This window comes from Rhodococcus sp. A14, assembly GCF_011603105.1.
GTDB classification, from domain to species: Bacteria; Actinomycetota; Actinomycetes; order Mycobacteriales; family Mycobacteriaceae; genus Rhodococcus_F; species Rhodococcus_F opacus.
The window spans coordinates 22,091-48,516 of record NZ_JAAOQS010000073.1 but is presented as its reverse complement, the minus strand read 5'-3'; the positions used below and the strand labels follow the sequence as shown (position 1 = coordinate 48,516).

Genomic DNA, 26,426 nt, shown 5'->3' with positions numbered 1-26,426 from the left:
CACAGCAGGGTGCGGGCCGCCTCCAGTTCGGTGCGCATGTCGGCGAGCTGGAACTGCAGTGCCTGCGAGTCGATCAGCGGCGACCCGAACGCCTTCCGGTCCGTCAGGTAGGCGACGGCCCGCTCCAGCGCGGTCTGCGCGCCGCCCACCGAGCACGCCGCGATGTTGAGCCGGCCACCGTTCAGGCCGGCCATCGCGATCCGGAAACCACCACCCTCGGACCCGAGCAGATTCGCCGCCGGCACCCGCACGTCCTCGAAGATCACCTGACGGGTGGGCTGGGCGTTCCAGCCCATCTTCACCTCGTTCGGCCCGAACGACAGACCCGGCGACCCCTTCGGGACGATGAACGCCGAGATCCCGCGGGGACCGCTCTCCCCGGTGCGGGCCATCACCACGTACACATCGGAGGTGCCGGCACCGGAGATGAACTGCTTGACCCCGGTCAGGACGTAGTCGTCGCCGTCCCGGACCGCCCTCGTGCTCAACGCCGCCGCATCCGAACCGGCACCCGGCTCGGTCAGGCAATAACTGCCCAGCTGATCCATCGAACACAGCCCCGGCACCCACGCGCGGCGCTGCTCCTCGGTGCCGAACCGGTCGATCATCCAGGTGACCATGTTGTGGATCGAAATGTACGCGGCGATCGACGGGCACCCCTTCGCGAGCTGCTCGAAGATGCGGGCCGCGTCGACACGAGTCAGCTCGGACCCACCCACGTCCTCGCGGATGTAGATCCCACCCATCCCCAGCGACGCCGCCTTACGCAGGACATCCACCGGGAAATGCTTGGCCTGATCCCACTCCACAGCGTGCGGCGCGAGATGCTCGGCCGCGAAGTCACGGGCAGTGTCGCTGATCGCCCGCTCGTCATCGGTCAAGGTGAACATGGAGGTCCGTTCAGTTCATGGTGGGGATGACGAAGTGGTTGGTCTCTTCCTTCTTGCCCGAGGGCCAACGCTGCGTCACGGTCTTGGTCTTGGTGTAGAAGCGGAACGAGTCGGGACCGTGCTGGTTCAGGTCGCCGAAGCCGGAGCGCTTCCAGCCGCCGAACGTGTGGTACGCGATCGGCACGGGGATCGGCACGTTGACGCCCACCATGCCGACGTTCACGCGGTTCGTGAAGTCGCGGGCGGTGTCGCCGTCGCGGGTGAAGATGGCGACGCCGTTGCCGTACTCGTGCTCGGTCGGCAGGCGGAGTGCCTCCTCGTAATCCGCGGCACGGGCGACGAGCAGGACGGGTCCGAAGATCTCTTCCTTGTAGACGCGCATGTCGGTGGTGACCTTGTCGAACAGGGTCGCGCCGGCGAAGAAGCCGTTCTCGTGGCCCTCGAGGGTGAAGCCGCGGCCGTCGATCACGGCCTCCGCACCCTCGTCGATGCCGATCTGGATGTAGTTGTTCACCCGCTCGAGGGCGTCCTTGCTGACCAGCGGGCCGAAGTCGGCGGACTCGTCGTCGCTGCGGCCGATCGTAAGCTTGCCGACCCGTTCGGTCAGCTTGGCAACGAGCGCATCGGCCGTCTCCTCGCCCACCGGGACCGCGACGGAAATGGCCATGCACCGCTCACCCGCGGAGCCGTAACCTGCGCCGATAAGGGCATCGGCCACCTCGTCGAGGTCGGCGTCGGGCATGATGATCGCGTGGTTCTTCGCGCCACCGAAGCACTGCGCACGCTTGCCATGGGCCGCGGCGGTCTCGTAGATGTACTGCGCGATGGGCGTGGAGCCGACGAACCCGACAGCCTTGACGCGGTCGTCGGTGAGCAGAACGTCCACCACTTCCTTGTCACCGTTGACCACGTTGAACACGCCTGCGGGCAGACCGGCCTCGAGGAACAGCTCGGCCAGACGCAGCGGCACCGACGGGTCGCGCTCGGACGGCTTGAGGATGAACGCGTTGCCGGCGGCCAGCGCGGGACCGGCCTTCCACAGCGGGATCATGGCCGGGAAGTTGAAGGGCGTGATGCCGGCGACGACGCCGAGCGGCTGACGCATCGAGTACACGTCGATGCCGGTTCCGGCGGATTCCGTGTACTCGCCCTTGAGCAGGTGCGGGGCGCCGAGGGCGAACTCGATAACCTCGAGGCCGCGCTGGATGTCGCCCTTCGCGTCGGGGATCGTCTTGCCGTGCTCGGACGACAGGAGGCGCGCCAGCGAATCCATCTCCTCCTGCACGAGCTGGAGGAACTTCATCAGGACGCGGGCCCGCTTCTGCGGGTTGAACAGCGCCCATTCCCGCTGAGCATCCACCGCGTTCGCGATGATCGCCTCGGTCTCGGCCTTGTCGGCGAGAGGCACACGCGCCTGCACCTCACCGGTGTTGGGGTCGTAGACGTCGCCGAACTTGTTGGAGGCACCGGGGACGCGCTTGCCGCCGACGAAGTGGGATAGCTCTTGAACCATTGTGCGAACCCGTTTCTTACTCGATGGTGAGGGAGTTCCGAATATGTAGCCCATCCTATAGTTGGATGTCCATGTATGTCCAGACCGTGTCATGTCGCGGCAGGAGTGAGCAGTCAGTGCTTTCGCACGACGTGCTCGGGCTCGCCCGGTTTCCAGATGGTGATGTCCATGTGGCCGTCGCCGACCTCCACTGCCGAGCCACCGGTGAGATCGGCTCGGTAGCAGTGATCGAATTCCTCCCCCCGGATGTCGAACCCGGTCTCGTCGAACAGCGCCTGCGCGAAACGCTGGTGCAGGGCCTTGTCCTGGACGTCGTCGACGACACCCCACAGTTTTGCGTCGCCCTCCTTCACCTCGGTGTCGACGGTCGCGGTGTGGAGGCAGAAGCGCGGATCGCGAGCCAGATCCCGGAACTTCGTGGTGTTCGGCATTCCGGCGATCCACAACTGATTTTCGAAGAATCTCGGCTCGACCGGGCTGATCCGCGGGAATCCGTCGGAGCGAAGCGTGCCGAGCATGCAGAGGTTTCCGGTCGCCGCATGTCGACGGGAGAAGATAGCGGCAATCCGCGGAGCAGCTTCGGCGAACTCGTTCCAGCTGGCCATGCACACGACCCTACGACCAATCCCGTGGCCGCCGGGTCAAGACGCACGCAATTGTGCGATGAGTACCGCCTCGACTCCCGACTGCCGTGCCGCGGCCGGGAGCGGTGGCGCGGTTGATCGGTAGTGGTGCCCGGTCGGGGTGCCGACGTCGAGGAGATGGGTGCGGCCGGGGTTGTGCACCGGTCGGGCCGTCCAGCCTGGTGCTTCCTTCGCGTAGTTGCAGGCCTCGCAGAGCCCGGACCCGTTCTCCGCGCTGGTGGCACCGGATTCGCGGTGTGAGCGGATGTGGTCGTGGTGTCGAATCGGGGCGTCACACCACGGGGTGCGGCACGTCTGATCCCGCAGGTCGATCAGCGTTCGCAGGCTTTTCGGAAATGTTCGGGATTGGGATTCCAGCGCGGTCAACGACCCCGACTGTGGGCATGCGTAGATGCGCTGCAACGACGTCTCGGCATCTCCATCGATGGCGTCGGCGACCAGTTGCCGCGCGATCCCCGCCGGCACCGGCCCGAAACCCTGCAGCTGCGCCGCCTCGTGCCCGCCGGTCAGCAACGTTTCGTCGGAGAGCACGAGGTTCACCGTCACCGGAATACCCGACGTCACTTCGGCTCCGGTGCCCCGGTCGAACAACAAGTCCACCATCAGCTGATTGCGGGTGCGGCCACCGCCGTTCCCGGTGGCGATCAGGCTGTCCGCGTCCCGCCCCAGGGTCGCCTGCAGGCAGACCGCCTGCTCAACCGGCATCAGCACACTCAGATACGCCATCGAATCCGGCGCGGGGCGTGTTGTGACCCGCCGTTCGGACACAGCCTTGCGGTGCCGGGCCACGACCGCTGCGGCGTCGAGTTCCACCGCCAACGCCTTGGCCCGTGCGATCAGACCGCGGTCGCCGACCCCGTCCAGTGTGTTTGGGTCCGAACACAACCGGCGGTCCACGATGCCCCGATCCGCGGCCGACAGGCACGCAGTCTCCCGCACCAACAGTGTGGCGCGCCATTCGTTCAACCGACCCGACCGCAGCAGGGCCAGGGTGTGCGGCATCTCGTGCACCAGCGCCTGCGCGAATCCGAGATGCCGGCCGCCGCGGTTCGGGGATTCTCTGCGCGCAAACGCAATCTGCGACCCGACGCCCCGGGCCCACTCGGATCGCGGGAGCCTCCGAGCTTTACGGTCCTCTCGGATACTCGTCGCGACATCGTCAGTGATCACCGCCTGCACCGCACACCCGACCGACTTCAACGTCTCGATCGCATCGAGCAGATCGATGCCCAATCCCGCATCGCCACTCGTTGTCTCGGCACATTGCAGGCGCGCCGTGAATGCGCGCAATTCCTCGAGAAGTACTGCCCCCACAACAAACCTCCCCCAAGGTTGTTCGAATATCTGTTCGATTCTAGCAACAGCCCTTGCCAGTGGCAATAGCCCGCGTCGACGGTTCAGAAAGGCCCGCGTATGTGTATTGGGGTGGGGCCGAATGAAGGGACCGTCGACCGACGGGCACAACGCTGTATCGAAAACGGTCGCGACCCGCGACACGCCGCTGTCAAGGCCGCCAAGGGCGTCACCCGTCGCTGCCATGCAGGCATTGTGGACTAGCGAGTGATTCAGACTTCGCAGGGATCTCGACAGGGGGCCACAGGGAACCGTCGAAGTCAGATCCCCAGCGCCGCCGCCGCTGCCCGCGCGAGGGTTTCGTCGACGGCGTCGTAGCCGCCGGACCCGCCGCCCGGACCGCCGCTGTCGTTGACGGTGCGGCGGGCGGAGAGATGCACGGCGTCGACGCCGGTGCCCGCGACCGCGGCGATGTCCTCGACGCGGATCCCGCCACCTGCCATCACTTGGATCCGGCCGTGCGCGTGGGCGACCATGCCGGACAGGGCGTCGAGGCCGTCGATGCACCGCGGCGCTCCGCCCGAGGTCAGGACCCGGATGATGCCCGACCGCGCGAGCGTATCGACGGCGGTCGCCCGGTCGTCGACGACGTCCATCGCACGATGGAACGTCACCTCCACCGCGTACGGGTCGATGCCGTCGAGCAGGCGGCGCAGAGCGTCGCGGTCGACGGACATGTCGGGCGTGAGCGCACCGAGCACCACCCCGGACGCGCCGGCGCCCACCGCGGCCCGAACGTCGCGAGCCATCACGGCGATCTCGTCGGCGTCGTAGACGAATCCACCGGGCCGGCAACGGATCAGCGGGTGCACCGCGATCCCCTGGGCCGCAACCGCTTCGATCATGCCGATACTCGGCGTCAACCCGCCGGTCGCGCCGAGTGCGGTGCACAACTCGACGCGCACCGCGCCGGTGTGTCGGGCGATCCGGGCGCCCGCGACGTCCTGGACCGCCAGTTCGAGTACGGGTGTCATCTAGAACGACTGCCAGGAAGGCTTGTGTTCCAGCGCATACCGGTAGTAGTCGGCGAGTTGCAGCTTGCTCGCTGCGGCTTCGTCGATCACGACGGTGACGTGCCGGTGCAGCTGCATCACCGATGCCGGGCAGAACGCGGAGAGCGGTCCCTCCGCGGCGGCGGCGATCGCCTCGGCCTTGCCCTTGCCGAACGCGATCATCACCAGGTGCCGGGCCTCGCTGATGGTGCCCAACCCCTGAGTGAGGACGTGGTGTGGGACGTCGTCGACGCTGTCGAAGAACCGCGCGTTGTCGAGGCGGGTCTGCTCGGTGAGGGTCTTGACGCGGGTGCGTGAGGTCAGCGCGGAGCCCGGCTCGTTGAATCCGATGTGGCCGTCGGTCCCGATGCCGAGAAGCTGCACGTCGACGCCGCCCGCGTCGGCGATGGCCGCGTCGTACCGCGCACCTTCCTCGGCGATGTCGGGCGATTCGCCGTTCGGGCTGAGCACGCGGTCGGTGTCGAGGTTGACGTGGTCGACGAACTCCGAGCGGATCACCGAGAAGTACGACTGGTCATGGGTTTTCGGAAGTCCGACGTACTCGTCCAGCAGGAAGGCGCGCGCGTCCGAGAAGTCCAGTCCGGACTCACGGTGCCTGCGGGCGAGTTCCCGGTAGCTTCCGAGCGGGGACGAGCCGGTCGCGAGGCCCAGCGTCGTCGGACCGCGTCGCACGTACCCCTCGACGATGTCCGCGACGGTCGAGCTGACGTCCGACGGCGTCTGCCGGATTACGATTTCCATGCGAGTCCTTCCCGTTCGGCGGGTATTCCGCCGACGAACACGCCGCAGGGGCGCAGTTGGTGATCGGTCACGACGATATCGGCGCGGCGGCCCGGGGCGAGGCTGCCGCGTTCGGACTCCAGGCCGAGCAGCCGGGCCGGAGTCCTGGTGGCGGAAGCGACGGCGTCGACGAGTCGGATACCGCTGTCGACGACGGCGGTGCGGACCACGTCCAGCAGCCGTGCGGTGCCGCCTGCGATGGCCCCCTCGGACCCGTCGGTGGTCGCGAGCCGGGCGACACCGCGCGAGACGCGCACGTCCAGGGGCCCGAGCTGGTAGTCGCCGTCCGTCACACCGGCGGCGGCCATGGCGTCACTGACGAGGACGATCTGGTCGGGCCCGACGGTGTCGAACACCATCGACACGGTCTCGGGCGCGAGATGCACTCCGTCCGCGATCAATTCGACGACGATGTCGCCGCGACCGGCCGCGGCCAGGAATGCCGCCACCGGTCCCGGCGCGCGATGGTGCAGTGGTGGCATCGCGTTGAACAGGTGTGTGGCGGTCAGTGGGCCACCGGCGGCGTCGGCGATCCTCGCGGACGTGGTCGCCGCGTCGGTGTCGGTGTGACCGAGGCTCGGTAGCACGTCGCGCCGGCGCATCGCGGCGAGAAGTTCTCCGAAGTGCGCGGTCTCCGGCGCGAGCGTCATCGACCGGACGGTGCCGCGCGCGGCATCGCAGATCCTCTCGAACAGGCCGGGATCGCCGGGGATCACGGACGCGGGATCCTGCGCACCGCACCGGGCACCGGAAATGAACGGACCCTCCAGGTGGATCCCGAGGAGCTCACCGCGTTCCACCAGCTCGGCGAGGATTCCGGCCTGCCGGAGCAGGTCCTGCTCCCCTGCCGAGACGAGGCTGCCGAGCAGTCCGGTGGTGCCGTGCTCGCGGTGATGGTCCGCGGCCCGCCGGGCCCCGTCGGCGGCGGCGTTGGGAAACCCCGCGCCGGCGCCGCCGTGGCAGTGCAGGTCGATCAGGCCCGGCAGCAGTATCGACGAACTCGGTTCCGGTAGCGGCACTTCTCCGCGGTACCGCACGGCGGACCCGACCCAGGAGATTCGGTCGCCGTCGGTGACCACCACACCGTCGGCGATGACGCCGTCCTCCACGACGACCTTGCCCCGCAGGATCATCGAGGCGCTCCGGATGTGAGAGCGGCGACCGCCGATCGTGCGGCCTGCGGGGACCGTGCGCCGCGTGCGGCGACCGCCATCTCCCGGCACAGGCCGAGGTCGGTGGCGGCCAGACTGGCACGCACGGCACCCAGCGACGGAGCCACCATCGACAGGCTGGTGACGCCCAGCCCGACCAGCACCGGGGCCAGCGCGGGATCGGACGCGGCCTCCCCGCAGACGCCGACGGGTGTGCCTGCCTCCGCTCCTGCCGCGCCGACCAGGCCGATCAGGTCCAGGACGGCGGGCTGCCACGGGTCGAGCAGTGGCGCGAGACTGCCCGCCATCCGGTCCGCGGCGCACGTGTACTGGCTCAGGTCGTTGGTCCCGATACTGACGAAATTGAGGTGCTCGAGCAGGTCGCGTGCACGCAGCGCTGCCGAGGGGATTTCGATCATCGCCCCGACCGTGGCGATACCGGCTGAGCGGGCGAGCGCGGCGAAGCCCTCCGCCTCCTCCGCCGTCGCCACCATCGGCGCCATCACCCACAGGTCCGCGCCGGTGGTGGCCGCCGCGGCGCCGAGAGCCTCCAACTGGGTGGCCAGGACGTCCGGGTAGACGGTGCCGACCCGCAGCCCCCGCACGCCGAGTGCCGGGTTCTCCTCCGCGCCGAGGTCGAGGAACGGCAGTGGTTTGTCGGAGCCGCTGTCGAGGGTCCGGACCACCACCTTGCGTCCCGCGAACTGCTCCAGCACCGACGTGTAGGTGGCGATCTGTTCGTCGAGGGTGGGCGCGATCTGCCTGCCGAGGTATAGGAATTCGGTGCGGAACAGCCCGACGCCCTCGGAATCCGCGGTGGCGGCGCGGGTGGCGTCGTCGACGGTGCCGATGTTGACGAGCAGTCCGACGGGTGCCCCGTCCCGGGTGCGGCCGGGTCCACTCATGGCCGCGACCCGCGCTCGCGCCTCCGCGACCTGCTCGGCCACCTCTGCCTGCCGAAGGTCGCCGGGGTCGACGACGATCTCGCCGGTCGTCCCGTCGGCCACCACCGGTCTTCCCTCGACCAACCGGTCGAGGTCGGCGCAGTTCACGATCGCCGGCAGACCGAGGGATTTCGCCAGGATCGCAGTGTGGCTCGTCGGCCCGCCCTCGGCGGTGAGCAGACCGACCACGTCGCTGCCGCCGAGCATCGCGGTGTCCGCGGGCGACAGGTCCCTGGCGACGAGAACGAACGGGTACCCGGGATCGGGGATGCCGGGCATCGGCACTCCCAGAAGCACCGCGACCGCGCGATGCCCGAGGTCACGCAGGTCCGCGACGCGTTCGGCCAGGTACCCACCGAGGGCCTCGAGTGTGGCGCAGTAACCGTCGAACGCGACGCTCACGGCGTGTGCCGTCGGCATGCCGGCGCGAAGGTTCTCCTCGGCGGCGGACACGATTCCCGGGTCGCGGGCCATGGCCGCCGACACGAGCAGGATCTCGGACGCGACGCCGTCCACCTGGGCGGCGCGGGCTTCGAGGTCGCCGGACACGGTCGCGAGGGCGTCCCGCACACGGGCGGTCTCGGCCGTGATCGATTCGCCGACAGGGTCTTCGGCCGACGTCGCGACCGGTGTCCCGAACGAGAGCCAGGGTGCGCAGACCAGCCCCGGACTCACCCCGAGGCCGTGTACGAGAACTTCCGTAGCCGTCGACATCAGGCGGCGTCGAGGTCGGAGGCGAGCAAGTCTGCGAGGCGGTCGAGGGCCTCCTCGCTGCCCTCCCCTTCCGCGGTGATCGTCACCTCGGTACCGAATTCGGCGCCGAGGGTCATCACCGCGAGCATGCTGCCTGCGTCCACCGGCGCGGACTCGCCGACCGCGATCTGCACTGCGACCGGTACCGCCGCGGCGGCCTGAGTGAACTTCGCAGCGGGACGGGCGTGCAGTCCGACCTTGGAACCGATGAGGACCGTTCGTGTAGCCATGCTCACTGACCTGCCTTCTCAGTGTCGGCGTTCGTGTCGGCGTTCGTGTCGGTGTTCGTTTCCGCGTCGTCCTCCCGACCGGGAGTGCGCAGGTTCCACTTCTTGATGACGAAGCTGAACAGGACGTAATAGATGACCGCGTACCCGAGCCCGATGGGGATCAGCATCCACGCGTTGGTGGCCTTGCCGAAGTTGAGCACGTAGTCGAAGAAGCCTGCGGAGAACGTGAATCCGTCGTGGATGCCGAGCGCGTTGACGAGCGCCATCGAGGTGCCGGTGAGGAACGCGTGGATCAGGTACAGCGGCCAAGCCACGAACATGAACGCGAATTCGAGGGGCTCGGTGATGCCGGTGAGGAACGCCGTCAGCGCGGTGGAAAGCATGATCCCACCCACGACCTTCTTCTGCGACGGCCGGGCGTTGCGCCAGATCGCCAGTGCGGCAGCGGGAAGGGCGAACATCATGATCGGGAAGAAGCCGGTCATGAAGATGCCTGCGCTCGGGTCGCCGGCGAAGAACCGGTTGAGGTCGCCGCGGACCAGTTCGCCGCTCGCGTCCTGGTAGTCGCCGACGAGGAACCACACGGTGGAGTTCAGGATGTGGTGCAGTCCGGTCGGGATGAGCAGGCGGTTGGCCATGCCGTAGACGCCGCCACCGACGACGGAGTTCTCGGCGACGGTCTCGCCCACCCACGTCAGTGCGGAGTTGAAGGCCGGGTACAGAAACGCCATCAGGACGCCGACGACGAGACCGGTGACGGCGGTGAGGATGGGAACGAGCCTGCGCCCGTTGAAGAATCCGAGGTAGTCGGGCAGTTTGGTGCGGTAGAACCGCTGCCACAGAATCGCGGACAGCAGACCCATCACGATGCCTGCGAGCACACCGTAGTTGATCAGCGCCTGGTCGCCGTTCGGATCGGTCTTGCCTTCGAGGACGACCGGCGACATGGCCTCGAACACGCCGTTGATGACCATGTATCCGACCACGGCGGCCAGGGCGGTGGAACCGTCGGCCTTCTTGGCCCATCCGATGGCGATGCCCACCGCGAAGATGAGGGGCAGCCAGGTGAACACGGCCTGGCCGGCTGCGGAGATGACGGACGCGGCGGTGTGCATCGAGTCGAATCGGCCGAGGAGGTCGTCCTGGCCGAGCCGCAGCAAGATGCCGGCCGCGGGAAGTACCGCGATCGGCAGCATCAGGCTGCGCCCGAGGCGCTGTAACCCGGCAAACACCGCTGATTCCTTTTTCGGGCTGTCTACGACAGTCATATCGGCCTTCTCTGTGTGCGCTTCGGTCGCCGAATCGGCGTCTGGCGAGTCCCGAAACCGGTGGCGGCGAGCGCGTCGTACGGCTTCGGGAAAACTATTGTGGACCAGCACCCCCAACGGGTACTGTCCGGTCATAACCAGTTGCTAGTTTGACCAGGTGAGCACAGGATGTCAACAGGCAAATGTGATCCAGCTAACCCATCCGGCACCATCACCTGCAGCTCGAACACGAACTACGAGGGAGAACCGATGTCCAAAGCGGACGCAATCATCAGCGGCCTCGGCGGTGCCGACAACATCGTCGAGATCGAGGCCTGCATCACCCGCCTGCGCACCGAGGTCAAGGACGGCGCCAAGGTCGACGAGGCCGCGCTCAAGGCCGCAGGCGCCCACGGCGTCCTCAAGGCGGGCAGCGTCGTCCAGGTCATCGTCGGCCCCGAGGCGGACACGCTGGCCGAGGACATCGAGGACATCCTGTGAGCCTGTCCGTGCAGGCTCCACTGCCCGGCCGCGTGCTCGCCCTGGCCGACGTGCCCGACCCCGTATTCGCCGGCCAGATGGTGGGTTCCGGAGTCGCGATCGAACCGGCGCGCGACCGTGGCGCCCTCGACGTGCTCGCGCCGATCCCGGGCAAGATCCTCAAACTGCACCCGCACGCGTTCGTCATCCTGGGCTCGGCGGGCGGCGGTGTGCTCGTGCACCTGGGAATCGACACCGTGAAGCTGAAGGGCGACGGGTTCACCCTGCTGGCAGCGGAGGGCGACGACGTCGACGCGGGTGATCCCGTGGTGCGATTCGATCCGACCGAGATCGACGGCACCGGACACTCCGCCATCTGCCCGATCGTCGTCATGGACTCCAAGCCGGATTCGGTGTCCACCGACACCATCGGATCCGACGTGACCACCGGCGACGCCCTGTTCGACTGGACGGCGCCGTAGAACGGAGGGGCGGCCGGGCTCAGACGCTGCGCTGAGTCCGCTCCCCCTGAACTTCCATCTGCAGTTGGTAGCGATCGGACCGGTACCAGCTGCGGGTGTGCTCGACCGGTGTGGGACCGCTGAAGGACACCCGGTCGAAGTACATCACCGGGGCGCCCTTCTTGATGCCGAGCAGGGTCGCGATCTCCTGGCTCGCCCCGTCGGCGCTCACGGTCTGCTCCGCCCGGTCGATCGGCATGCCGTACTTGTCGGCGGTCGCCCGGTAGATCGAGCCGGTGAGGTCGAGGTCCAGCAGGCCGGGAAGCAGCGCGGCGTTGAACCAGCCGTCGTCGACGCTGACCGGTTCGCCGTCCGCCAGCCGCAGCCGTTTGACGTGATAGGCGCTGGTGTCCGGCGCGATGCGCAGCGCCTTCGCGGTGGCCTCCGGCGCCGCGTCCTCCTCGCTCTGGAGCACCACCGTCGTCGGCTTGTGCCCCTGCGCCCGCATCTCCTCCGTGAACGAGGCCAGGTGGAGTTTCGACTGCACCGGACGATGCGCGACGAACGTGCCCTTGCCACGCACCCGCACGAGGTGGCCCTCGTTGACGAGCTGCCCGATCGCCTCACGAACCGTGATGCGACTGACGCCGTAGTCCTGCATCAGTTTTCGTTCACTCGTCATCAGGTCGCCGGGCTGAAGTTCCTTGGTGCACTTGTGCAGCAGGATGGCACGGAGTTGCTCGTGCTTCGGAATCACGCTGTCGCGTAGATGTACGGGCATCATTCCGGCGGCTCCAGCTCTGTCAGGGGTGAGACACATCGGATCAGGCAGTCGGGCTGCAAAGGTCCCGTCCGGTCCGGTCCAACCACGAGAATACGTGATCCGGGCGCTCCGGCCTACCGTGCGGCCTCGGCTAACGCCTCGAGATATTTGCGCGTCATCACCCTCTGCACGACCCGGCCGGCGGGCCCGCCGAGCCGGGTGAACCACCGATCCGGTTTCGAGAACGCCGAGATGGTCGCGAGGACGGTGCCGTCCGGCCGCTGTTCGACGACGAAGCTCTCCTCGCCGCGCTCGGGGTGACCCGGCAGCGTCCCGTACGCGAATCCCTTGCGATGCGGTTCGTCGAGGACGTACACGACGCGGCAGGAGAACGTCAGCCGGAGCGGACCGATGCCCCATCGCAGTTCGACCGCCGTGCCGGGCGAGGCCGTCGGAGCGTCGGCCCGCACGTCCAGCCCGGCGTCGCGGTGCATCCCCCAGGCACACAGGTGGGCGGCGGCTGCGGCGAATGCGTCTGCCCCGGAGCCGATCACCTTCTGCTCGGTCAGATGGTGATATCCCGCAGGGAAGGGAACGTCGCGGCTCGCCCCCACCTCGGGGTACGTGAACGCGGGCAGGTCGTCTCGGGAGGTACTGATGGCGGGATCCTCTCGGTCCGGACGTCACGAGCAGGTGGGAAGGCACGTTACCCGGCGCACGGCCTCGAGGCCTTCAGGGGTGCCCGGCCAGTGCCGAGCCACGACCTGCGGACCTGCGCGGCGAATCACCGAGCGAAGCGTGATGCCGATGATGATCACGTCGTCGGCGTATCCGATGACGGGGACGAAGTCGGGTATCAGGTCGATCGGAACCGCGAGATAGACCAGCAGCAGGACGAGCCGGACGCGCACCCCCCGGGGCAGGTCGGGATCGGCTGCGAGGCGGCGCAGGAGACGGAGCACGTCCGGGAGCACCCGGATCGTCTCCCCGATCCGGGTGCTGTCGGGTCTCGATCGCCACAGCACGAGCGCCAGCACCACCCAGACGGCCAGCAGGCCCGTTGCCGCGCCGATCAGGACGGGCCATGCAGCCGCCCACACCTGCCCCGGATCCATACGGCTGCGCCTAGTGCTCCGACCGGACCGCGGGACGGATGTTCTGGTTCACATGGAAGAGGTTGTCCGGATCGTACTTCGCCTTCACCTGCGCGAGCCGGTCGTAGTTGCCGAGGTAGGAGGCACGCACGCGGTCCTCACCCTCGGACATCATGAAATTGACGTACGCCCCGCCCGCGGTCGTCGGGTGGAGGGCCTCCCAGTACCGCTTGGCCCAGTCCGTGATGACGTCGGCGTTGGCCGGATCCGGGTCGACACCGACGATCACCCCGGCCCAGCCGCCGTCCCGGTACGCGAACGCCGTGGCATCCTCGGCGACCCGCGTCGCCGCGCCGTCGATGGGATACATGTGCATCGTCGAATGACCGGTGGGCAGCTGACGGCCGAACTCCAGATGGATGTCGATGGCGTCGTCGGAGATCTCCCGAACGAAGTCGGCGCGCCAGTACCACTGCAATCCGGCCGGGTAAAGTCCGTCGAAGGCGGATTGCAATGCGGTGAAGGGCATTTCGTGGAGTCCGACCAGCAGCGGGTTTCCGAAGTCGCGGATCGGTTCGAGTACCGCGTCGGCCTTGTTCGGGTCGCCGGTGTAGCACCAGACGACGCCGCACGCCTTGCGTCCCCACAGTTCCTCCGGGAACGGCGGCGCGGGCGGAATGGTCAGCAGCCCGATCCAGCCGTTGAGTTCCTCGGGCAGCGACGGCAGGAGTTCGCGGTACCACCGCATCACGTCGGGCGTGTCTTCCAGGTCGTACAGCACCGGCCCGCCGACGACGGTGCCGTGGTCGCCGATGTCGTGACACGCGAACTGGAACGATGTGACCACACCGAAGTTTCCGCCGCCTCCCCGCAGCGCCCAGAACAGGTCCGGATGGGATCGTTCGCTCGCCGTCACCAGCGTGCCGTCGGCGAGGACGACATCGGCGCTGAGCAGGTTATCCACGGTGAGACCGAAACGGCGGGTCAGGTAGCCGATTCCGCCGCCGAGCGTCAGTCCGCCGACACCGGTGGACGCGATGAACCCGGACGGGGTGGCCATACCGAACGGCACGGTCGCATGGTCGACGTCGCTCCAGGTGCACCCGCCGTCCACCCGGACGGTCCGGTCGGCGGGCGACACCGTGGTTCCGCGCATCCCCGACAGATCGATCACGAGGGCACCGTCCCACACGCCGAGACCTCCCGCGTTGTGTCCACCGCCGCGAACCGCGAGTTCGACGTGATGCTCCCGCGCGAACTTCACGCACGCGACGACATCCGCGGCGTTGGCGCACCGCGCGATGGCCGCGGGTCGACGGTCGATCATCGCGTTGTACACCGCACGCGCGTCGTCGTAGCCGGCGTCGTCGGGGGTGATCAACTCTCCGCGTAGCGATGCGGCCAGTTCCGCGTAGGGCGGCGGTGTCGTCGTCGACGGCGTCGAATTCGTGGTGGTGGTACTCATAGCCTTCTCCTCGGATCGGCAGGCCCCGGAACGGGCCGTGCCTGGTAATTCACACCGTAGGAATCCGGCGTTCGCGCACCGTTCGCGCCGGCGCCCCGCCCGCGAACGGTCCGGCGTCCGCACGCAGTCGCAGCACCTGCGGCAACCACCAGCGGTCGTCGTGTTGCTCGGCGGCGATCCGGGCGGCATCGAGCGTGGCGCGGGCCGCGTCCCTCCACCCGACGTCGATCTGGACCTCCGCCAGCAGTGAGAGCCAGTACGGCATACGCGCGAACGCCCGCTGCCGGCGCAACTCGGCGAGCCCCTCGCGGATCTTCGCGATTCCCGGTTCGCCGCCGAGGAGCCGGCCTTCGAGGATCTGCGACCACTGACTGTAGTAGGCGAAGTGGTAGCGCTCGCACAGCTCCCGCAACTCGGTGAGCGAGGCGAGGAGCGCTGCGTCGTCGCCGCGGATCTGATACAGCACCGCCGCGTATCCCAACGCCACCGCGAGACTGTAGGGGTGGCCGCAGGTCCTGCCCAATGCGAGGGCCTCCGCACACGACCGCGCCGCCTTCTGCTCGTCACCGATCATCCAGTACGCGTGCGACTCCCAGGCGTGGGCATGCACCTCGAGCCTGGTCCCGAGGATGAAGGAATAGTCGTCGGAGAACGATCGCAGCGCGACGTCGAAATGTTCGATCGCATCCCTCGGCCGGCCGAGACCGAGGGCGGCCCCCGCCACGGCGAACTGCGCCTGACCCTCGAACTCGGGATCGGCTGCGGACAGTTCGAGGGCACGCACGCCGATGCCGTGGGCCTGCGCGGTGTGCCCCTGCACGAAGTGTGCCGCGAACAATCCGATCAGGGCACCGAGCACGACTTTCGGCCGGCGCAGACGCTGCCCCAGCTCCACTGTGCGGTCCAGCGTCTGCTCGAGCTCGGTGGAGGAGTACCCGTACAGGGTGGTCAGCGGCGCCGACATGCCCTGCCGCACATCCACCTCGTGAGCGTCCCGGTTGCGGCCCACCGGCATCGCCTCGAGGAGGTCGAGGCAGTCCCGGAAATGCCGCAGGGCCTCCGCGTTCGCGAACACGCTGGCTGCCACCTCGGCGGCGCGCTGCAGATAGTGGAGTGCGCGGTCGGGGCGGCCGCCGCGCCGATACTGCTCTGCGAGGTGTGCTGCCACGTCGTCGGTGCGGCCGGTGTGGAGAAGTTCGAGTCCCTGCGCCAGCCGCCGATGCAGGAGCCAGCGTCGCGGCGGGCTGACCGAACGGTACGCGGCCTCCCGGACCAGGTCGTGCACGAAATCGTAGCCGGTGCCCGCCGGCCGGACGATCCTCCGCCGCCACAGTTCGTCCACCGCCTGGACGAGGGAATCTGCGTTCAGGTCGCTCGCCTCGCTGAGCAGGTCCAGATCGAAATCCGTGCCGAGCGCCGCGGCGAGGCCGGCGACGTCCCGCGCGGGTTCCGAGCACTGTTCGAGCCGCCGCTGCAGCACCTCGCCGAGGTCGTCGGCGGCCCCGCCCCGCCCGGTCGCATTCATGCCCGGCACCATCCTGGCGGCCTCCACGACGTACAGCGGGTAGCCCCCGGTCGCGGCGTACAGGACCGCCTCCTCCGACGGGTCCAGCGCCCGGCCGCCGAGGGACCGCGCCAGTTCCGCGGTCCCGTCCGCGGTCAACGGGTCCACCTCGACGTCCGTGACCAGCCGTGCCGACCGGAGGGCCCGCAGCGCTTCCCGCACATCGTGTCGCGACCGCGCCTCGTCCGTGCGGGCGGTCGCAGCCACCAGTACCCGCATGTGGGTGTCGAGTGAGAGCAGGAAGGCCAGCCAGGCCGTCGTCTCCGCGTCGCACCACTGCAGATCGTCGAGGACGAGCAGGACCGGCCGGCCCGACGACAGCACCGCACGCGTCGTTCCCTCGAAGAAGCGGTGACGCTGCCATGCGTCGACCATCGCCCGGGACGTCGACGGTCGCGGCCCGGGCTCGGCGCTCGGGACGAGCCGTTCGACCTCGGCCCGCCACAACGGATTCAGAGACCCGATCGCGGACCGAAAATCCGGGCTGCGCAGCCACTCGGCGACGGGCGCCAGCGCGACGCGGCCCGGCAGTCCGAAACACCTCGTGGTCGCCACCACCGCTCCGTCTGCGCGAGCGATCTCCGCGAGTTCGGTGGTCAACCGGGTCTTGCCGACACCCGCGTCCCCCGAGACGAGCAGCAGTCCCTGCCTGCCGTCGAGGGACTGCTGCCACCGCCGTTGCAACTCCCCGCGTTCACGCTCCCGCCCGATCAGAGCGGGCACCGCGGTCCGGACGCGTTCGGGCCGGCGAGCCGCGCCGGCACCGACCCTCGGGTGCTCCCCCAGCAGGTTGTCGAACAGCCTGCTGGTCGCCGCGCTCGGCGTGACGCCGAGTTCGGTCTCGAGAACGGCCGCGCATCGGTGGTAGGTGGTCATCGCCGCCGCCCGGTCGCCCGACGCGGCCTGCAGTTCCATGAGAGTCCGGTACCCGACCTCCTCCAGGGGGTCGAGCTGGATACGTCGGCGCGCGCACGCCGTGGCGGTCTCCACGTCACCTGACTCCCGCAACACCCGCACCGTCGCCTCGCAGAGTTCGACGCACTGCCTGCGCAGCACCTCGCGGTGCTCGAGGACCCAGTCTTCGTAGGTTCCGGGCATGAGTTCGCCGCGATAGGTGTCGATCGCGCGGTCGGCGTGATCGAGAAATGCCCGCGGGTCGGAATCGACGAGGGCCGCGACGGCGGCCGACCGCTCGTTGCGGAAGGTGTCGACGTCCACCCGACACGACGACGAGTCCGTCCACGTGAGCGTCGGCCCGTCCGCCGCGAGCGCACCGTCCGATCCGAGGAGGCCGCGGAGATTGTGCAGTTCCCGCCGGAGGTTGGTGCGGGCCTGCTGCTCGCTCGACTCGGGCCAGAACAGCCCCGCGAGGCGGGTCCTGGACTGAGCGAGACCGGCGTGCAGCACGAGGTAGGCCAGCAACGCGATCGCCCGTGACGAGATGGGGCCGACCCTGACATCCTCCGGGTTCGATACGCGCTGTTCGCCGAGCAGGTAGACCGTCAACATGACTGACCAGCTCCCGGGTCGCGGAACGAGGCGAACTTCCGCGTTCTCATCATCGCACGGTCAGCGGAAGTGCTGGTACAGCGCTTTCAGCTCCCGGATCGCGGCGTCCACCGCGCGCTCGTCCTCGCTGACCGATCGGATCGCCTTCCGCAGCAGCAGCGGGTCGAGGTCGTCGATCGCCGCCCGGAAGTCGGCGTCGGGCAGGTCGGGCAGCTGGGACTCGTCACCGAACCAGTCGTCGACGTCCGCGTCGGAGGAGTCGCCGCCGACGCCGTCGATCAGCATGTCCAGGTCGACGCCGCGCAGCGTCAGGATCTCGAGCGGGTTCTCGTCGATGCGTTCGGTGGTGAGGTACGCGACCGCCGCCGCATGCTTGCACGGCCAGCCGTCGTCCGGGCAGGTGCAGTCGTAGTTCAGCGCGGACGCCCCGGCGGGCAGCAGCAGGGGTCCGAGAACCTCCGGAACTCCGCCGCCCGCCAGCATCGCGAGACTGCCGGGTTGCCGACGCACCAGCGCGACGAGTTCCGCGACCTCCGCGTCGTCGAGGCGATCGATCGAGACGGTGGCGACGAACGGCTGGAGCTGACTGCCCTGGACCTCTCCCGTGACCATCCCCCCGGCGATCTCGAGCGAGATCACCTGTCCGCTGCGCGCGTAGCTCCGCCCGCGGCTCATCCGGCCCTTGTCGGCGACGAACTCGATGATGTCGACGAATTCGCGGCCCCACCACGTGCGCCCGAACGATCCGCGCTGGGATCGTGCCTCCAGCCCGCCCGTCACCGGTCGACGCTTGCCGTGTTGGCCGAAGTACGGCCCGGGTCGCCGATTCGTCATTCGCCCACCGCCTCGTCGCCGAGCCGCAGCAGTTCACCGAGTTGCTCGGTGCTCATTTCCGTCACCCAGTTCTCGCCCGTCCCGACGGCGAGATCCGCCAGCTCCTGCTTGGTGGCGATCATCGCGTCGATCCGCTCCTCCAGGGTGCCGACGCACACGAGCTTGCGAACCTGCACGTCCCGCCGCTGACCGATCCGGAACGCCCGGTCCGTGGCCTGGTTCTCGACCGCCGGGTTCCACCACCGGTCGAGGTGAACGACGTGATTGGCCGCGGTGAGGTTCAGGCCCGTCCCGCCCGCCTTCAGCGAGAGCATCATGATCGGCGGCCCGTCGTCCCGCTGGAACGAGGCCACCATGTCGTCGCGTTTCTGCTTGGAGACGCCCCCGTGCAGAAACGGCACGGGGGTACCGAAACGCTCCGCGAGGTACGGGGTCACGAGGTCGCCGAATTCCCGGAACTGGGTGAACAGCAACGCCTTCTCGCCGTCCGCGACCACCGAGTCCAGGATGTCTTCGACGAGCCCCAGCTTGCCGGAGCGGTGCTGTCCGCGCCGCATCACCGCCGACCCGTCGCGCAGGAAGTGTGCCGGGTGGTTGCACACCTGCTTGAGTTTCGTCAGGGCGGCGAGGACGGCCCCCTTGCGCTTCATCCCCTTCTTGTCCTTGATCTGCGCCATCATGTCGTCGACCACCGCCCGGTACAGCGCGGCCTGCTCGGCAGTGAGGTTGGCACGGACCGTCATCTCGAACTTGTCCGGGAGGTCGGCGATGACCGCGGGATCGGTCTTGACGCGGCGCAGCACGAACGGCGACGTGACGGCGCGGAGCCGGGCGACGGCCGCCTCGTCCTGCTCCCGCTCGATGGGCACCACGAAGCGCTTGCGGAACATCGCCTCCGAGCCAAGGATGCCCGAGTTCGCGAAGTCGAGGATCGAGCGCAGTTCGTCGAGCCGGTTCTCGACCGGAGTGCCCGTCAGCGCGACGCGGTGCGCCGCCGGAATGCTCCGCGCCGCCCGCGCCTGGGACGTCTTCGCGTTCTTGATGTGCTGCGCCTCGTCCAGCACGACACGCCGCCAGTCCTGCTCCTTCAGGTGCGCGACGTCGCGGGCCAGCAGCGCGTACGTGGTGATCACCAGATCGCTCTGCGTCACGGCGGCGGTGAAGTCCTCACCGCTCAGCCGCTGCGGACCGTGGTGGACGAGCACCCGCAGCGAGGGAACGAAGCGTGCCGCCTCGCGCTCCCAGTTGCCGACCACCGACATCGGGCACACCAGCAAGGTGGGTGTCGCGGCGTTCTCGTGTGCCAGCAGTGCGAGCAACTGCAGTGTCTTGCCGAGACCCATGTCGTCGGCGAGGACGGCGCCGAGGCCGAGGCGGCTCATGAAGACCAGCCAGTCGAGTCCCCGCTTCTGATACGGGCGCAGCGTCGCGTCCAACCCGTCCGGGGTCGGCACTTCCTGCGGCTTCGTGTCGCCGTCCAGCAACGCGGCCGCCCAGCCGGTGGCCGTGACCTCCTCGACGGGAAGGTCGGAGAGATCGTCCGCGATCAGGTCCTTCAGCAGGTCCACGATGGCCCGGTCGCCGCTCGCGTGCCGCTCCGCCACGTACCGCGCGGCGCGGGAGAGCACCTCCTGATCCGCCCGCACCCACTCGCCGCGCAGCCGCACGAGATCACTCTTCGAGTTGACCAGTCGATTCATCTCCGCGGCGGTGAGGACCGTGTCGCCGAGTGCCAGTTCCCAGTTGTACTGCACCAGCTGGTCTTTGCCGACGGCCCGGTTCTCCGCGCTCGCCGGAGTGCTCGGCGAGCTCACCCTCAGGCGCATCGACGGCGACGCCACACTCCACGCCCGCGGCAGCAGCAGGCTGATGCCCTTCTCCTTCAACGCCACCGCACCGTGTCCGACGAGGTCGATGACCACGGCGGTGGGCAACATCAGGTCCAGGCTGTCGGGATCACTGGGGACGTCCTGCAGTCGCGGGTAGGCGGCCACGGCCTCCGTCAGCTTGCGCACCCCGATCTGCAGGCGACTCGCCTCCGTGTGATGCAACGGAATCGGCACCGGCGCTTCGCCTTCCGGACGAAGACAGACCTCCAGTCGCCACAGCACCGTGTCCGGATCCCAGTCCCCCTCCACGTCAACGTCTTCCGGCTCGAGGAGCCGCAGCACCAGTTCGGGTTCGTCCACTTTGAGGCTGTCGCGCCACCCGTCCAGCGAACCCGACAGCTGGGCGGTGCCCTCGTCGAACTGGTCGCCGCGCAGCAGCGCTTCGATCAGCGGATGGTCCGCGTCGGTGGCGGAATCGTCCGGATGCCGGCGTTCGAGGACACGGCGGGCGACGGGGTCGGTCAGCTCGGTGACCATGTCGTCGAGCACGGCGCGGGGGGTCGTGCCGTGACGCTGGACCGGCGGCATCGCGACGGCCAGCTCCGTGAGCCACGCACGCTGCCGCTCACCGCCGAGCAGCCGCCAGCGCGGCCACCAGCCGCCCTCCGCGCGGTGCACCTCGGGCACCACCCGGCCGGCGCGTGCCCACCGCTCGACACCGCGGGCGACGTGGGCGAGGTAGCGCAGATCCCCAGCTATCCGGGGGTCGCGGGCCGACACCGACAGCAGGAACTCCGTCGCGTCCGGCGGTGCGAGCGCCACCGCGGCCCACTCGAGCATCTCCGGCCCCGACGGCGTCGGCATCGGCACCTTCACGTGATGCCGGAACTTCCGTGCCAGCACCCGACCGACCGCATCCGACGGCTCCTCGGCGGCCGGATTCCGGTCCTCCACCCACAGCATGAGACCCGAACCCGGTGTCCAGAGGCCGTGCAGCATGCACCCATCCAAGCAGGTGCAACCGACAGCGCGTGAAATCCCTGCTCGTGACATGTAACCCTCGACCATATTCCACCGATGAACCAGTTGGCGGCCGTCCACGCCGGTAACTCACCGGGATCGCTGCCGTACGTGATCGCAGTGATCGGAGGAAGACAAAATGGACATGGAACAGATCTTGCAAGTCCTCGTTCAACTCATCCAGGTTCTCGGACCGTTGATGGGTGGCGGCGGAGGCACGGGCTCGTTCGGCTCCTGAGTTCCGACGCGAAGGCCCACCGACACCCGTTCGGTGGGCCTTCTTCGTCCCCCGAGGGCGGGCGCCGTTCGTGATAGGACTGTGGGCGTGAGCATGGCATACGGCTTCAGCGAGTACGGCGGCCCCGAGACGCAGCAGTTCTTCGACGTCCCCGTTCCCTCCCCCGGCCCCGGACAGTTGCTGGTCGCCGTCCACGCGGCCGGCGTGAACCCCGCCGATTGGAAGGTGCGGGCGGGAACGCGCAAGGACACCGTCCCCGTCACCCTTCCCGCCGTTCTCGGCCGGGAGGTCGCCGGTGTGGTCGCGGATGTCGGGCCCCGGGTGACCGGCTTCGCGGTCGGCGATGCCGTGTTCGGCGCGACCGCCACCGGCTTCGGCGGCTACACCGAGTACACCCTGGTCAACACGGCCTCTGCGGCGCACAAGCCCGAGCCGGTCTCGTTCGCCGACGCGGCCACGCTCCCCGTCGCGGCGGGAACCGCGTACGACGCGCTGACCACCCTGGATCTGGCGCCCGGCAGCCGGTTGCTCGTCGTCGGCGCGGGCGGCGGTGTGGGGGTGGCGGCGCTGCAGTTGGCCGCGGCGTGGGACGTCACCGTGATCGGAGTCGCGAGCGAGAGCAAGCGGGAGATCGTCGAATCGCTCGGTGCCACCTGGGTGGCGTCCGGAGACGGCCTGGCCGCACGCATACCCGGCCCGGTCGACGCCGTCTTCGACCTCGTCGGGGGTGACGCGCTCGCCGAGGCGGCGCGGGTGGTCGCGGATCCGGCGGCGATCCTCAGCACCGGCGATCCGCTCGCCGCGCGGGATCTCGGCGGCTCGGGGGTGGAACGGCGCCGAACGTCCGCGGTGTTCGCGGAGCTGGCCGCGCTGGTGGCCGACGGGACCCTCGATCCGCGGGTCGCTCACCGATTCCCGTTCGCGCACGCCGGTGACGCTCTCGCGATGGTCGAGTCCGGTCACACGAGCGGCAAGGTCGTGATCGAGTTCGGTTAGCAGGTCTGGCTTTCACCGGTTCCGAGGTAGATGCTGGAGAGACGTAGCTGCCGGACACTCGGGAGTCGGTCATGAGCATCCTGATCCAGGTTCTCGAACAGGGGTACGCGCTCACCACTCCGTGGGAGCAACGGAAGTACGCCTTCGTCGATGCCACGCACATCGTCACGATTCGACTGGACGGACAGTCGGGTGTGTGGCTCGACGGGATGAAACACGGTGAGGCACACAGGCTTGCGGTTACCCCCACCCCCAGCGAGGCGATCTTCTTCCTCCTCCGCACCCTCGATCTGCTCGCGGAATGCCGGCAGAGCGGCGGTTCCTGGGTGATCGGCCACGATGGCACGCACCTGTCGTCGATCGCCGCGGTGCGCCTCCCCTTCACTTGACGTGTCGAGGGCCCGGTGCATACTCCCGGTGGTAGGGGGAGATGGGTCGAGCGCCGGGGGACGCATGAGACTTCTGTACGTGGCCGCGTGGCTGGTGGCGATCCTGACGGTCTGCGGTTGCGGGGTGTCGCTTCTCGACCTCAGCGGCCCCGGCCCGGCACCGGGCAGTCCGCCCCGCGCACACATCGAGGAGTTGCTCGGCCGGGTCGCGACGGTCGAGTCCCGTCCGCACCCCGGCGGATATCAGCGCGGGTGTTCCGGCAAGGAGTTGTGCGTCTTCGGCCCGGCCTGGACCGACGACCAGGACGCCGCCGCCGGCCACGACGGGTGCGACACCCGCAACAACGTTCTCGCGCTCGATCTCCGCTCGGTGGCGTTCCGCGACGGCACCCGCGGCTGCGTGGTGCTGAGCGGGGTCCTCGCCGATCCGTGTTCCGGCGAGGTGCTCCAATTCGACCGAGCCGACGCGAAAGCCGTACAGATCGACCACGTCTACCCCTTGGCGGCGGCGTGGGACATGGGCGCGTCGACGTGGTCGCCCGAGCGTCGGCTGCGGTTCGCCAACGACGTCACGTTCAACCTGCTGGCCGTCAACGGTGCGGACAATCAGGACAAGGGCGACCGGACCCCGCAGGACTGGCTTCCGCCGAATCCGGCGTACCACTGCTTCTACGCGGGCAAGTACCTGTCGGTGGCGGTGGAGTACGGGCTTCCGGTGACGCTGGCGGACCGCGACGCGCTCGCCGAGGTGGCGGAGCGGTGTCCGTGAGCACCTCAGAAGACGGTGCCTCAGGACACGGTGAAGGAACGCGTGTGCCAGCCGGTGGCGCCACCCGGGATCGGCGGCGTCCGCTCCTCCACCTGAACGTTGCCGTCCAGATCCGTGGCCCGCACCTGGAGGGTGTGCAGTCCGGATGTGGCCTGCCACTCCCAGGTCCATTGCCGCCAGGTGTCGATGGTGTACTGCGGGGCGAGGGTCGCGGTCTGCCATTCGCCGTTGTCGACCCGCACCTCCACCTTCTCGATGCCGCGGTGCTGTGCCCAGGCGGTTCCGGCGACGAGAACCGGCCCCGGCGCGGTGGGCGTGAACGATGCGGGCACGTCGATCCGGGACGCGGTCTTGATCGGACCTTTCGCGGACCATCCGCGCTTCGTCCAGTAGGCCTCCGCCTTGTCGAAGCGTGTGAGTTCCCAATCCACCACCCATTTGGTGGCCGACACGTAGCCGTAGAGACCGGGGACCACCTGCCGCACCGGATAACCGTGTTCGAACGGCAACGGCTCACCGTTCATCGCCACCGCGAGGATCGCGTCGCGTCCGTCCCGCAAGGCCTCGACCGGGGTGCCCGCCGTGAAGTCGTCGCTACTCGTGGACAGCAGCATGTCGGCGTCGGGGTGCACCCCGGCCTCGTCGAGGATGTCTTTGATCGGGTAGCCGATCCACGTGGCGTTGCCGGCGAGGTTTCCGCCGACCTCGTTGGACACGCACGTCAGCGTGACCACCCGTTCCACGGGCGTCCTCGCGACCAGGTCGTCCCACGTCAGCGTGACCTCGCGGTCCACCATGCCGTGGATGCGCAGTTTCCAGTCGTCCGTCGTCAACCGTGGGACCCGTAGTGCGGTGTCGATCCGGTAGAACTCCTCGTTCGACGTGACGAACGGGGTGGCGCCCGGCACGTCGATGTCGGTGCCCGGAGCGATCGGGGCCGCCCGGTCCGTCACCTCGGGAACGGTGAAGGCGCTGCGGTTGTCCAGAGCTCCCGCGGCTTGCTGCCCGAGGTACCGGCCGGCGGCTCCCGCGGCCGCGGCGGTCGCGGCGGCGGTCGCGGCCAGCAGAAGAAAAGTTCGGCGCGGCAACCACGAATCCTCGGCGTCCGAGTGCTCGGGTGCCCGCGCGGCGGCCGTCAGCACCCGCAGAACCGCGATGCCGGCGACGACCCCCACCACGGTCGGCAGCGCACACATCCACGTGGCGCTGGGGCGCTGGGTCGAGGCGTAGATTCCCACCAGCCCGAGAGCCGCCAGGATCGCGCTGCCGAACGGGGCGCGGGGACGCTCGACGATGCCCGCGATCGCGGCAAGGAGCACGATGAGGATCGTCATGCCGACGAACAGGGCGGGTTTGTCGTTGGTTCCGAACGTGTCGATCGCGAACTCGCGAGCCCAGGCGGGACTGCGGTCCACCGTCGTCGATCCGACCGCATAGAACGGCGACGAGTTCGGGTCGATCAGCACCGACAGCAGTTCGCCCACCCCGAGCACGATGCCGGCGGCGATCACTCCGGCGAGCGCGCGGGAGAGCAGGTGCCGCCGTCTCCGGGGCGTCCGCGCCGCCTCGTGCCGGTCACCGATCGTCGTCGTCATCGCAGCCCTGCTCCTTTGTCGTCGTCACCGTGTATTCGGAGCTGAGAACGCGCACGGATGGGAGCCCACTACTAGTATTTACCGGATGAACCAGCTCGACAAAGACACTCTTCTCTGCATCTCGCTCTCCGGCCGACCGAGCAACATCGGCACCCGGTTTCACAATTATCTGTACGGCGAGCTGGGCCTCAATTTCGTCTACAAAGCGTTCACCACCAACGACCTCCAGGCTGCGGTCGGCGGCATCCGCGCGCTGGGGATCCGCGGTGCCGGTGTCTCCATGCCGTTCAAGGAGCGGATCATCGAGTACGTCGACGTGATGCACGAATCGGCGTCGGTCATCGAATCCGTCAACACGGTGGTCAACGAGGACGGGGTGTTGCACGCCTACAACACCGACTACCAGGCCATCGCGAACCTGTTGCGCGACAACGCATTGCACCACTCGCTGTCCGTGGCGGTGGCCGGGAGCGGCGGAATGGCCAAAGCTGTGGTCGCCGCCGTGCGCGACTACGGCTTCACCGACGTCACCGTGGTCGCCCGCAACGAGACGACGGGCGGCGCCCTCGCGAAGCAGTACGGATTCGACTGGCAACCCGAACTCGGCGCGGCACGGCCGGGGCTCCTGATCAACGCCACCCCCGTCGGCATGGCGGGCGGTCCCGAGGCCGAAGATCTGGCGTTCGAACTCGACGCGATCGACGCGGCGGAGGCCGTGTTCGACGTGGTTGCCATGCCCGCCGCGACGCCGCTGATCCGTGCCGCGGCCGAACGCCACAAGACCGTCATCACCGGTGCCGAGGTGATCGCACTGCAAGCCGCGGAGCAGTTCGTCCTCTACACCGGCGTGCGCCCGTCCCCCGAAGAGATCCGCAGGGCCTCCGAGTACTCACGGTCGTGAG

24 protein-coding genes are annotated in these 26,426 nt (G+C 68.7%); 6 read left to right on the top strand and 18 right to left on the bottom strand.

The annotated features are described in order from the left end of the window. The 10 genes from G9373_RS30385 to G9373_RS30340 form a co-directional block, all read right to left on the bottom strand. The coding region (locus G9373_RS30385; protein WP_167118367.1) for an acyl-CoA dehydrogenase family protein at window positions 1–890 on the bottom strand (890 nt) is incomplete at its 3' end. A 10-nt stretch (window positions 891–900) separates the two neighbouring features. After that, a complete protein-coding gene (locus tag G9373_RS30380; protein ID WP_005564060.1) occupies window positions 901–2,403 on the bottom strand; it encodes a CoA-acylating methylmalonate-semialdehyde dehydrogenase in 1,503 nt (500 codons plus the stop codon). A gap of 113 nt (window positions 2,404–2,516) precedes the next feature. Next, entirely contained in the window at window positions 2,517–3,008 is a 492-nt protein-coding gene (locus G9373_RS30375; protein WP_005564062.1) for a pyridoxamine 5'-phosphate oxidase family protein, read from the bottom strand. Window positions 3,009–3,044: 36 nt separating this feature from the next. Next, the gene (locus G9373_RS30370; RefSeq protein WP_167118364.1) at window positions 3,045–4,361 is read right to left on the bottom strand and encodes an HNH endonuclease signature motif containing protein; all 1,317 of its coding nucleotides are present in this window, start codon (window positions 4,359–4,361) and stop codon (window positions 3,045–3,047) included. A 299-nt stretch (window positions 4,362–4,660) separates the two neighbouring features. Beyond that, window positions 4,661–5,374: a copper homeostasis protein CutC gene (locus tag G9373_RS30365; RefSeq protein WP_005563032.1), complete on the bottom strand. Its 714-nt coding sequence runs from the start codon at window positions 5,372–5,374 to the stop codon at window positions 4,661–4,663. Beyond that, window positions 5,375–6,154, bottom strand: a complete 780-nt coding sequence (gene nagB / locus G9373_RS30360; protein ID WP_005265206.1) for a glucosamine-6-phosphate deaminase — start codon at window positions 6,152–6,154, stop codon at window positions 5,375–5,377. Further along, window positions 6,142–7,326, bottom strand: coding sequence for an amidohydrolase family protein (locus G9373_RS30355; RefSeq protein WP_167118361.1), 1,185 nt, complete (start codon window positions 7,324–7,326; stop codon window positions 6,142–6,144). The genes nagB and G9373_RS30355 overlap by 13 nt, the downstream gene beginning before the upstream one ends. Next, window positions 7,323–9,002 (bottom strand): phosphoenolpyruvate--protein phosphotransferase, encoded by a 1,680-nt coding sequence (gene ptsP, locus G9373_RS30350; RefSeq protein ID WP_167118358.1) that lies wholly within the window; start codon window positions 9,000–9,002, stop codon window positions 7,323–7,325. Before ptsP ends, G9373_RS30355 begins: the two co-directional genes overlap by 4 nt. Continuing rightward, window positions 9,002–9,271 (bottom strand): HPr family phosphocarrier protein, encoded by a 270-nt coding sequence (locus tag G9373_RS30345; protein WP_037240048.1) that lies wholly within the window; start codon window positions 9,269–9,271, stop codon window positions 9,002–9,004. Before G9373_RS30345 ends, ptsP begins: the two co-directional genes overlap by 1 nt. Before the next feature lie 2 nt (window positions 9,272–9,273). Continuing rightward, window positions 9,274–10,539 carry a PTS transporter subunit EIIC gene (locus G9373_RS30340; RefSeq protein WP_052023922.1) on the bottom strand — a complete coding sequence of 422 codons (1,266 nt, stop codon included), beginning with the start codon at window positions 10,537–10,539 and terminating at the stop codon, window positions 9,274–9,276. 249 nt (window positions 10,540–10,788) lie between these two features. On the opposite strand from G9373_RS30340, the gene G9373_RS30335 reads away from it, so the two are divergent. Together G9373_RS30335 and G9373_RS30330 are read left to right on the top strand one after the other, a co-directional pair. Then, on the top strand, window positions 10,789–11,019 hold the full coding sequence (locus G9373_RS30335; protein ID WP_005563039.1) for a PTS glucose/sucrose transporter subunit IIB: 231 nt from the start codon (window positions 10,789–10,791) through the stop codon (window positions 11,017–11,019). Further along, window positions 11,016–11,480 carry a PTS glucose transporter subunit IIA gene (locus G9373_RS30330; protein ID WP_167118354.1) on the top strand — a complete coding sequence of 155 codons (465 nt, stop codon included), beginning with the start codon at window positions 11,016–11,018 and terminating at the stop codon, window positions 11,478–11,480. The genes G9373_RS30335 and G9373_RS30330 overlap by 4 nt, the downstream gene beginning before the upstream one ends. A 19-nt stretch (window positions 11,481–11,499) precedes the next feature. Here G9373_RS30330 and G9373_RS30325 read toward each other — a convergent pair whose 3' ends face one another. From G9373_RS30325 to G9373_RS30295, 7 genes are all read right to left on the bottom strand, one after another. Continuing rightward, entirely contained in the window at window positions 11,500–12,243 is a 744-nt protein-coding gene (locus tag G9373_RS30325) for a GntR family transcriptional regulator (protein ID WP_005563042.1), read from the bottom strand. A gap of 113 nt (window positions 12,244–12,356) precedes the next feature. After that, complete coding sequence (locus G9373_RS30320) at window positions 12,357–12,836, bottom strand: DUF1990 domain-containing protein (protein ID WP_005563043.1); 480 nt, start codon at window positions 12,834–12,836, stop codon at window positions 12,357–12,359. 69 nt (window positions 12,837–12,905) lie between these two features. Then, window positions 12,906–13,337 (bottom strand): DUF1232 domain-containing protein, encoded by a 432-nt coding sequence (locus G9373_RS30315; protein WP_005563044.1) that lies wholly within the window; start codon window positions 13,335–13,337, stop codon window positions 12,906–12,908. 10 nt (window positions 13,338–13,347) lie between these two features. Next, on the bottom strand, window positions 13,348–14,781 hold the full coding sequence (locus tag G9373_RS30310; RefSeq protein ID WP_005563045.1) for an FAD-binding oxidoreductase: 1,434 nt from the start codon (window positions 14,779–14,781) through the stop codon (window positions 13,348–13,350). A gap of 49 nt (window positions 14,782–14,830) precedes the next feature. Next, entirely contained in the window at window positions 14,831–17,854 is a 3,024-nt protein-coding gene (locus tag G9373_RS30305) for an AAA family ATPase (RefSeq protein ID WP_054248055.1), read from the bottom strand. Between the two features lie 60 nt (window positions 17,855–17,914). Continuing rightward, entirely contained in the window at window positions 17,915–18,688 is a 774-nt protein-coding gene (locus G9373_RS30300) for an SWIM zinc finger family protein (protein WP_054248054.1), read from the bottom strand. Further along, window positions 18,685–21,516, bottom strand: a complete 2,832-nt coding sequence (locus tag G9373_RS30295) for a DEAD/DEAH box helicase (protein ID WP_167118351.1) — start codon at window positions 21,514–21,516, stop codon at window positions 18,685–18,687. The genes G9373_RS30300 and G9373_RS30295 overlap by 4 nt, the downstream gene beginning before the upstream one ends. Before the next feature lie 352 nt (window positions 21,517–21,868). Between G9373_RS30295 and G9373_RS30290 the strand changes: the two genes are divergently transcribed. From G9373_RS30290 to G9373_RS30280, 3 genes are all read left to right on the top strand, one after another. Next, window positions 21,869–22,771, top strand: a complete 903-nt coding sequence (locus tag G9373_RS30290; RefSeq protein ID WP_064080126.1) for an NADP-dependent oxidoreductase — start codon at window positions 21,869–21,871, stop codon at window positions 22,769–22,771. A gap of 71 nt (window positions 22,772–22,842) precedes the next feature. After that, on the top strand, window positions 22,843–23,160 hold the full coding sequence (locus G9373_RS30285) for a hypothetical protein (RefSeq protein ID WP_005252838.1): 318 nt from the start codon (window positions 22,843–22,845) through the stop codon (window positions 23,158–23,160). A 64-nt stretch (window positions 23,161–23,224) separates the two neighbouring features. Continuing rightward, window positions 23,225–23,929 carry an HNH endonuclease family protein gene (locus G9373_RS30280; protein WP_167118348.1) on the top strand — a complete coding sequence of 235 codons (705 nt, stop codon included), beginning with the start codon at window positions 23,225–23,227 and terminating at the stop codon, window positions 23,927–23,929. 20 nt (window positions 23,930–23,949) lie between these two features. Here the strand turns inward: G9373_RS30280 and G9373_RS30275 are convergent, their stop codons facing one another. Beyond that, on the bottom strand, window positions 23,950–25,524 hold the full coding sequence (locus G9373_RS30275; RefSeq protein ID WP_167118345.1) for a molybdopterin-dependent oxidoreductase: 1,575 nt from the start codon (window positions 25,522–25,524) through the stop codon (window positions 23,950–23,952). An 85-nt stretch (window positions 25,525–25,609) separates the two neighbouring features. Here G9373_RS30275 and G9373_RS30270 point away from each other — a divergent pair, with 85 nt between their 5' ends. Continuing rightward, window positions 25,610–26,425, top strand: coding sequence for a shikimate 5-dehydrogenase (locus tag G9373_RS30270; RefSeq protein ID WP_005264949.1), 816 nt, complete (start codon window positions 25,610–25,612; stop codon window positions 26,423–26,425). Window position 26,426: the final 1 nt, after the last annotated feature.

Coding starts and splice junctions, on each gene's coding strand:
- G9373_RS30380 (WP_005564060.1), bottom strand. CDS start 2,403: ATGGTTCAAGAGCTATCCCACTTCGTCGGCGGCAAGCGCGTCCCCGGT.
- G9373_RS30375 (WP_005564062.1), bottom strand. CDS start 3,008: ATGGCCAGCTGGAACGAGTTCGCCGAAGCTGCTCCGCGGATTGCCGCT.
- G9373_RS30365 (WP_005563032.1), bottom strand. CDS start 5,374: ATGACACCCGTACTCGAACTGGCGGTCCAGGACGTCGCGGGCGCCCGG.
- nagB (WP_005265206.1), bottom strand. CDS start 6,154: ATGGAAATCGTAATCCGGCAGACGCCGTCGGACGTCAGCTCGACCGTC.
- G9373_RS30355 (WP_167118361.1), bottom strand. CDS start 7,326: ATGATCCTGCGGGGCAAGGTCGTCGTGGAGGACGGCGTCATCGCCGAC.
- ptsP (WP_167118358.1), bottom strand. CDS start 9,002: ATGTCGACGGCTACGGAAGTTCTCGTACACGGCCTCGGGGTGAGTCCG.
- G9373_RS30345 (WP_037240048.1), bottom strand. CDS start 9,271: ATGGCTACACGAACGGTCCTCATCGGTTCCAAGGTCGGACTGCACGCC.
- G9373_RS30340 (WP_052023922.1), bottom strand. CDS start 10,539: ATGACTGTCGTAGACAGCCCGAAAAAGGAATCAGCGGTGTTTGCCGGG.
- G9373_RS30335 (WP_005563039.1), top strand. CDS start 10,789: ATGTCCAAAGCGGACGCAATCATCAGCGGCCTCGGCGGTGCCGACAAC.
- G9373_RS30325 (WP_005563042.1), bottom strand. CDS start 12,243: ATGATGCCCGTACATCTACGCGACAGCGTGATTCCGAAGCACGAGCAA.
- G9373_RS30315 (WP_005563044.1), bottom strand. CDS start 13,337: ATGGATCCGGGGCAGGTGTGGGCGGCTGCATGGCCCGTCCTGATCGGC.
- G9373_RS30310 (WP_005563045.1), bottom strand. CDS start 14,781: ATGAGTACCACCACCACGAATTCGACGCCGTCGACGACGACACCGCCG.
- G9373_RS30305 (WP_054248055.1), bottom strand. CDS start 17,854: ATGTTGACGGTCTACCTGCTCGGCGAACAGCGCGTATCGAACCCGGAG.
- G9373_RS30300 (WP_054248054.1), bottom strand. CDS start 18,688: ATGACGAATCGGCGACCCGGGCCGTACTTCGGCCAACACGGCAAGCGT.
- G9373_RS30295 (WP_167118351.1), bottom strand. CDS start 21,516: ATGCTGCACGGCCTCTGGACACCGGGTTCGGGTCTCATGCTGTGGGTG.
- G9373_RS30290 (WP_064080126.1), top strand. CDS start 21,869: ATGGCATACGGCTTCAGCGAGTACGGCGGCCCCGAGACGCAGCAGTTC.
- G9373_RS30285 (WP_005252838.1), top strand. CDS start 22,843: ATGAGCATCCTGATCCAGGTTCTCGAACAGGGGTACGCGCTCACCACT.
- G9373_RS30280 (WP_167118348.1), top strand. CDS start 23,225: ATGAGACTTCTGTACGTGGCCGCGTGGCTGGTGGCGATCCTGACGGTC.
- G9373_RS30275 (WP_167118345.1), bottom strand. CDS start 25,524: ATGACGACGACGATCGGTGACCGGCACGAGGCGGCGCGGACGCCCCGG.
- G9373_RS30270 (WP_005264949.1), top strand. CDS start 25,610: ATGAACCAGCTCGACAAAGACACTCTTCTCTGCATCTCGCTCTCCGGC.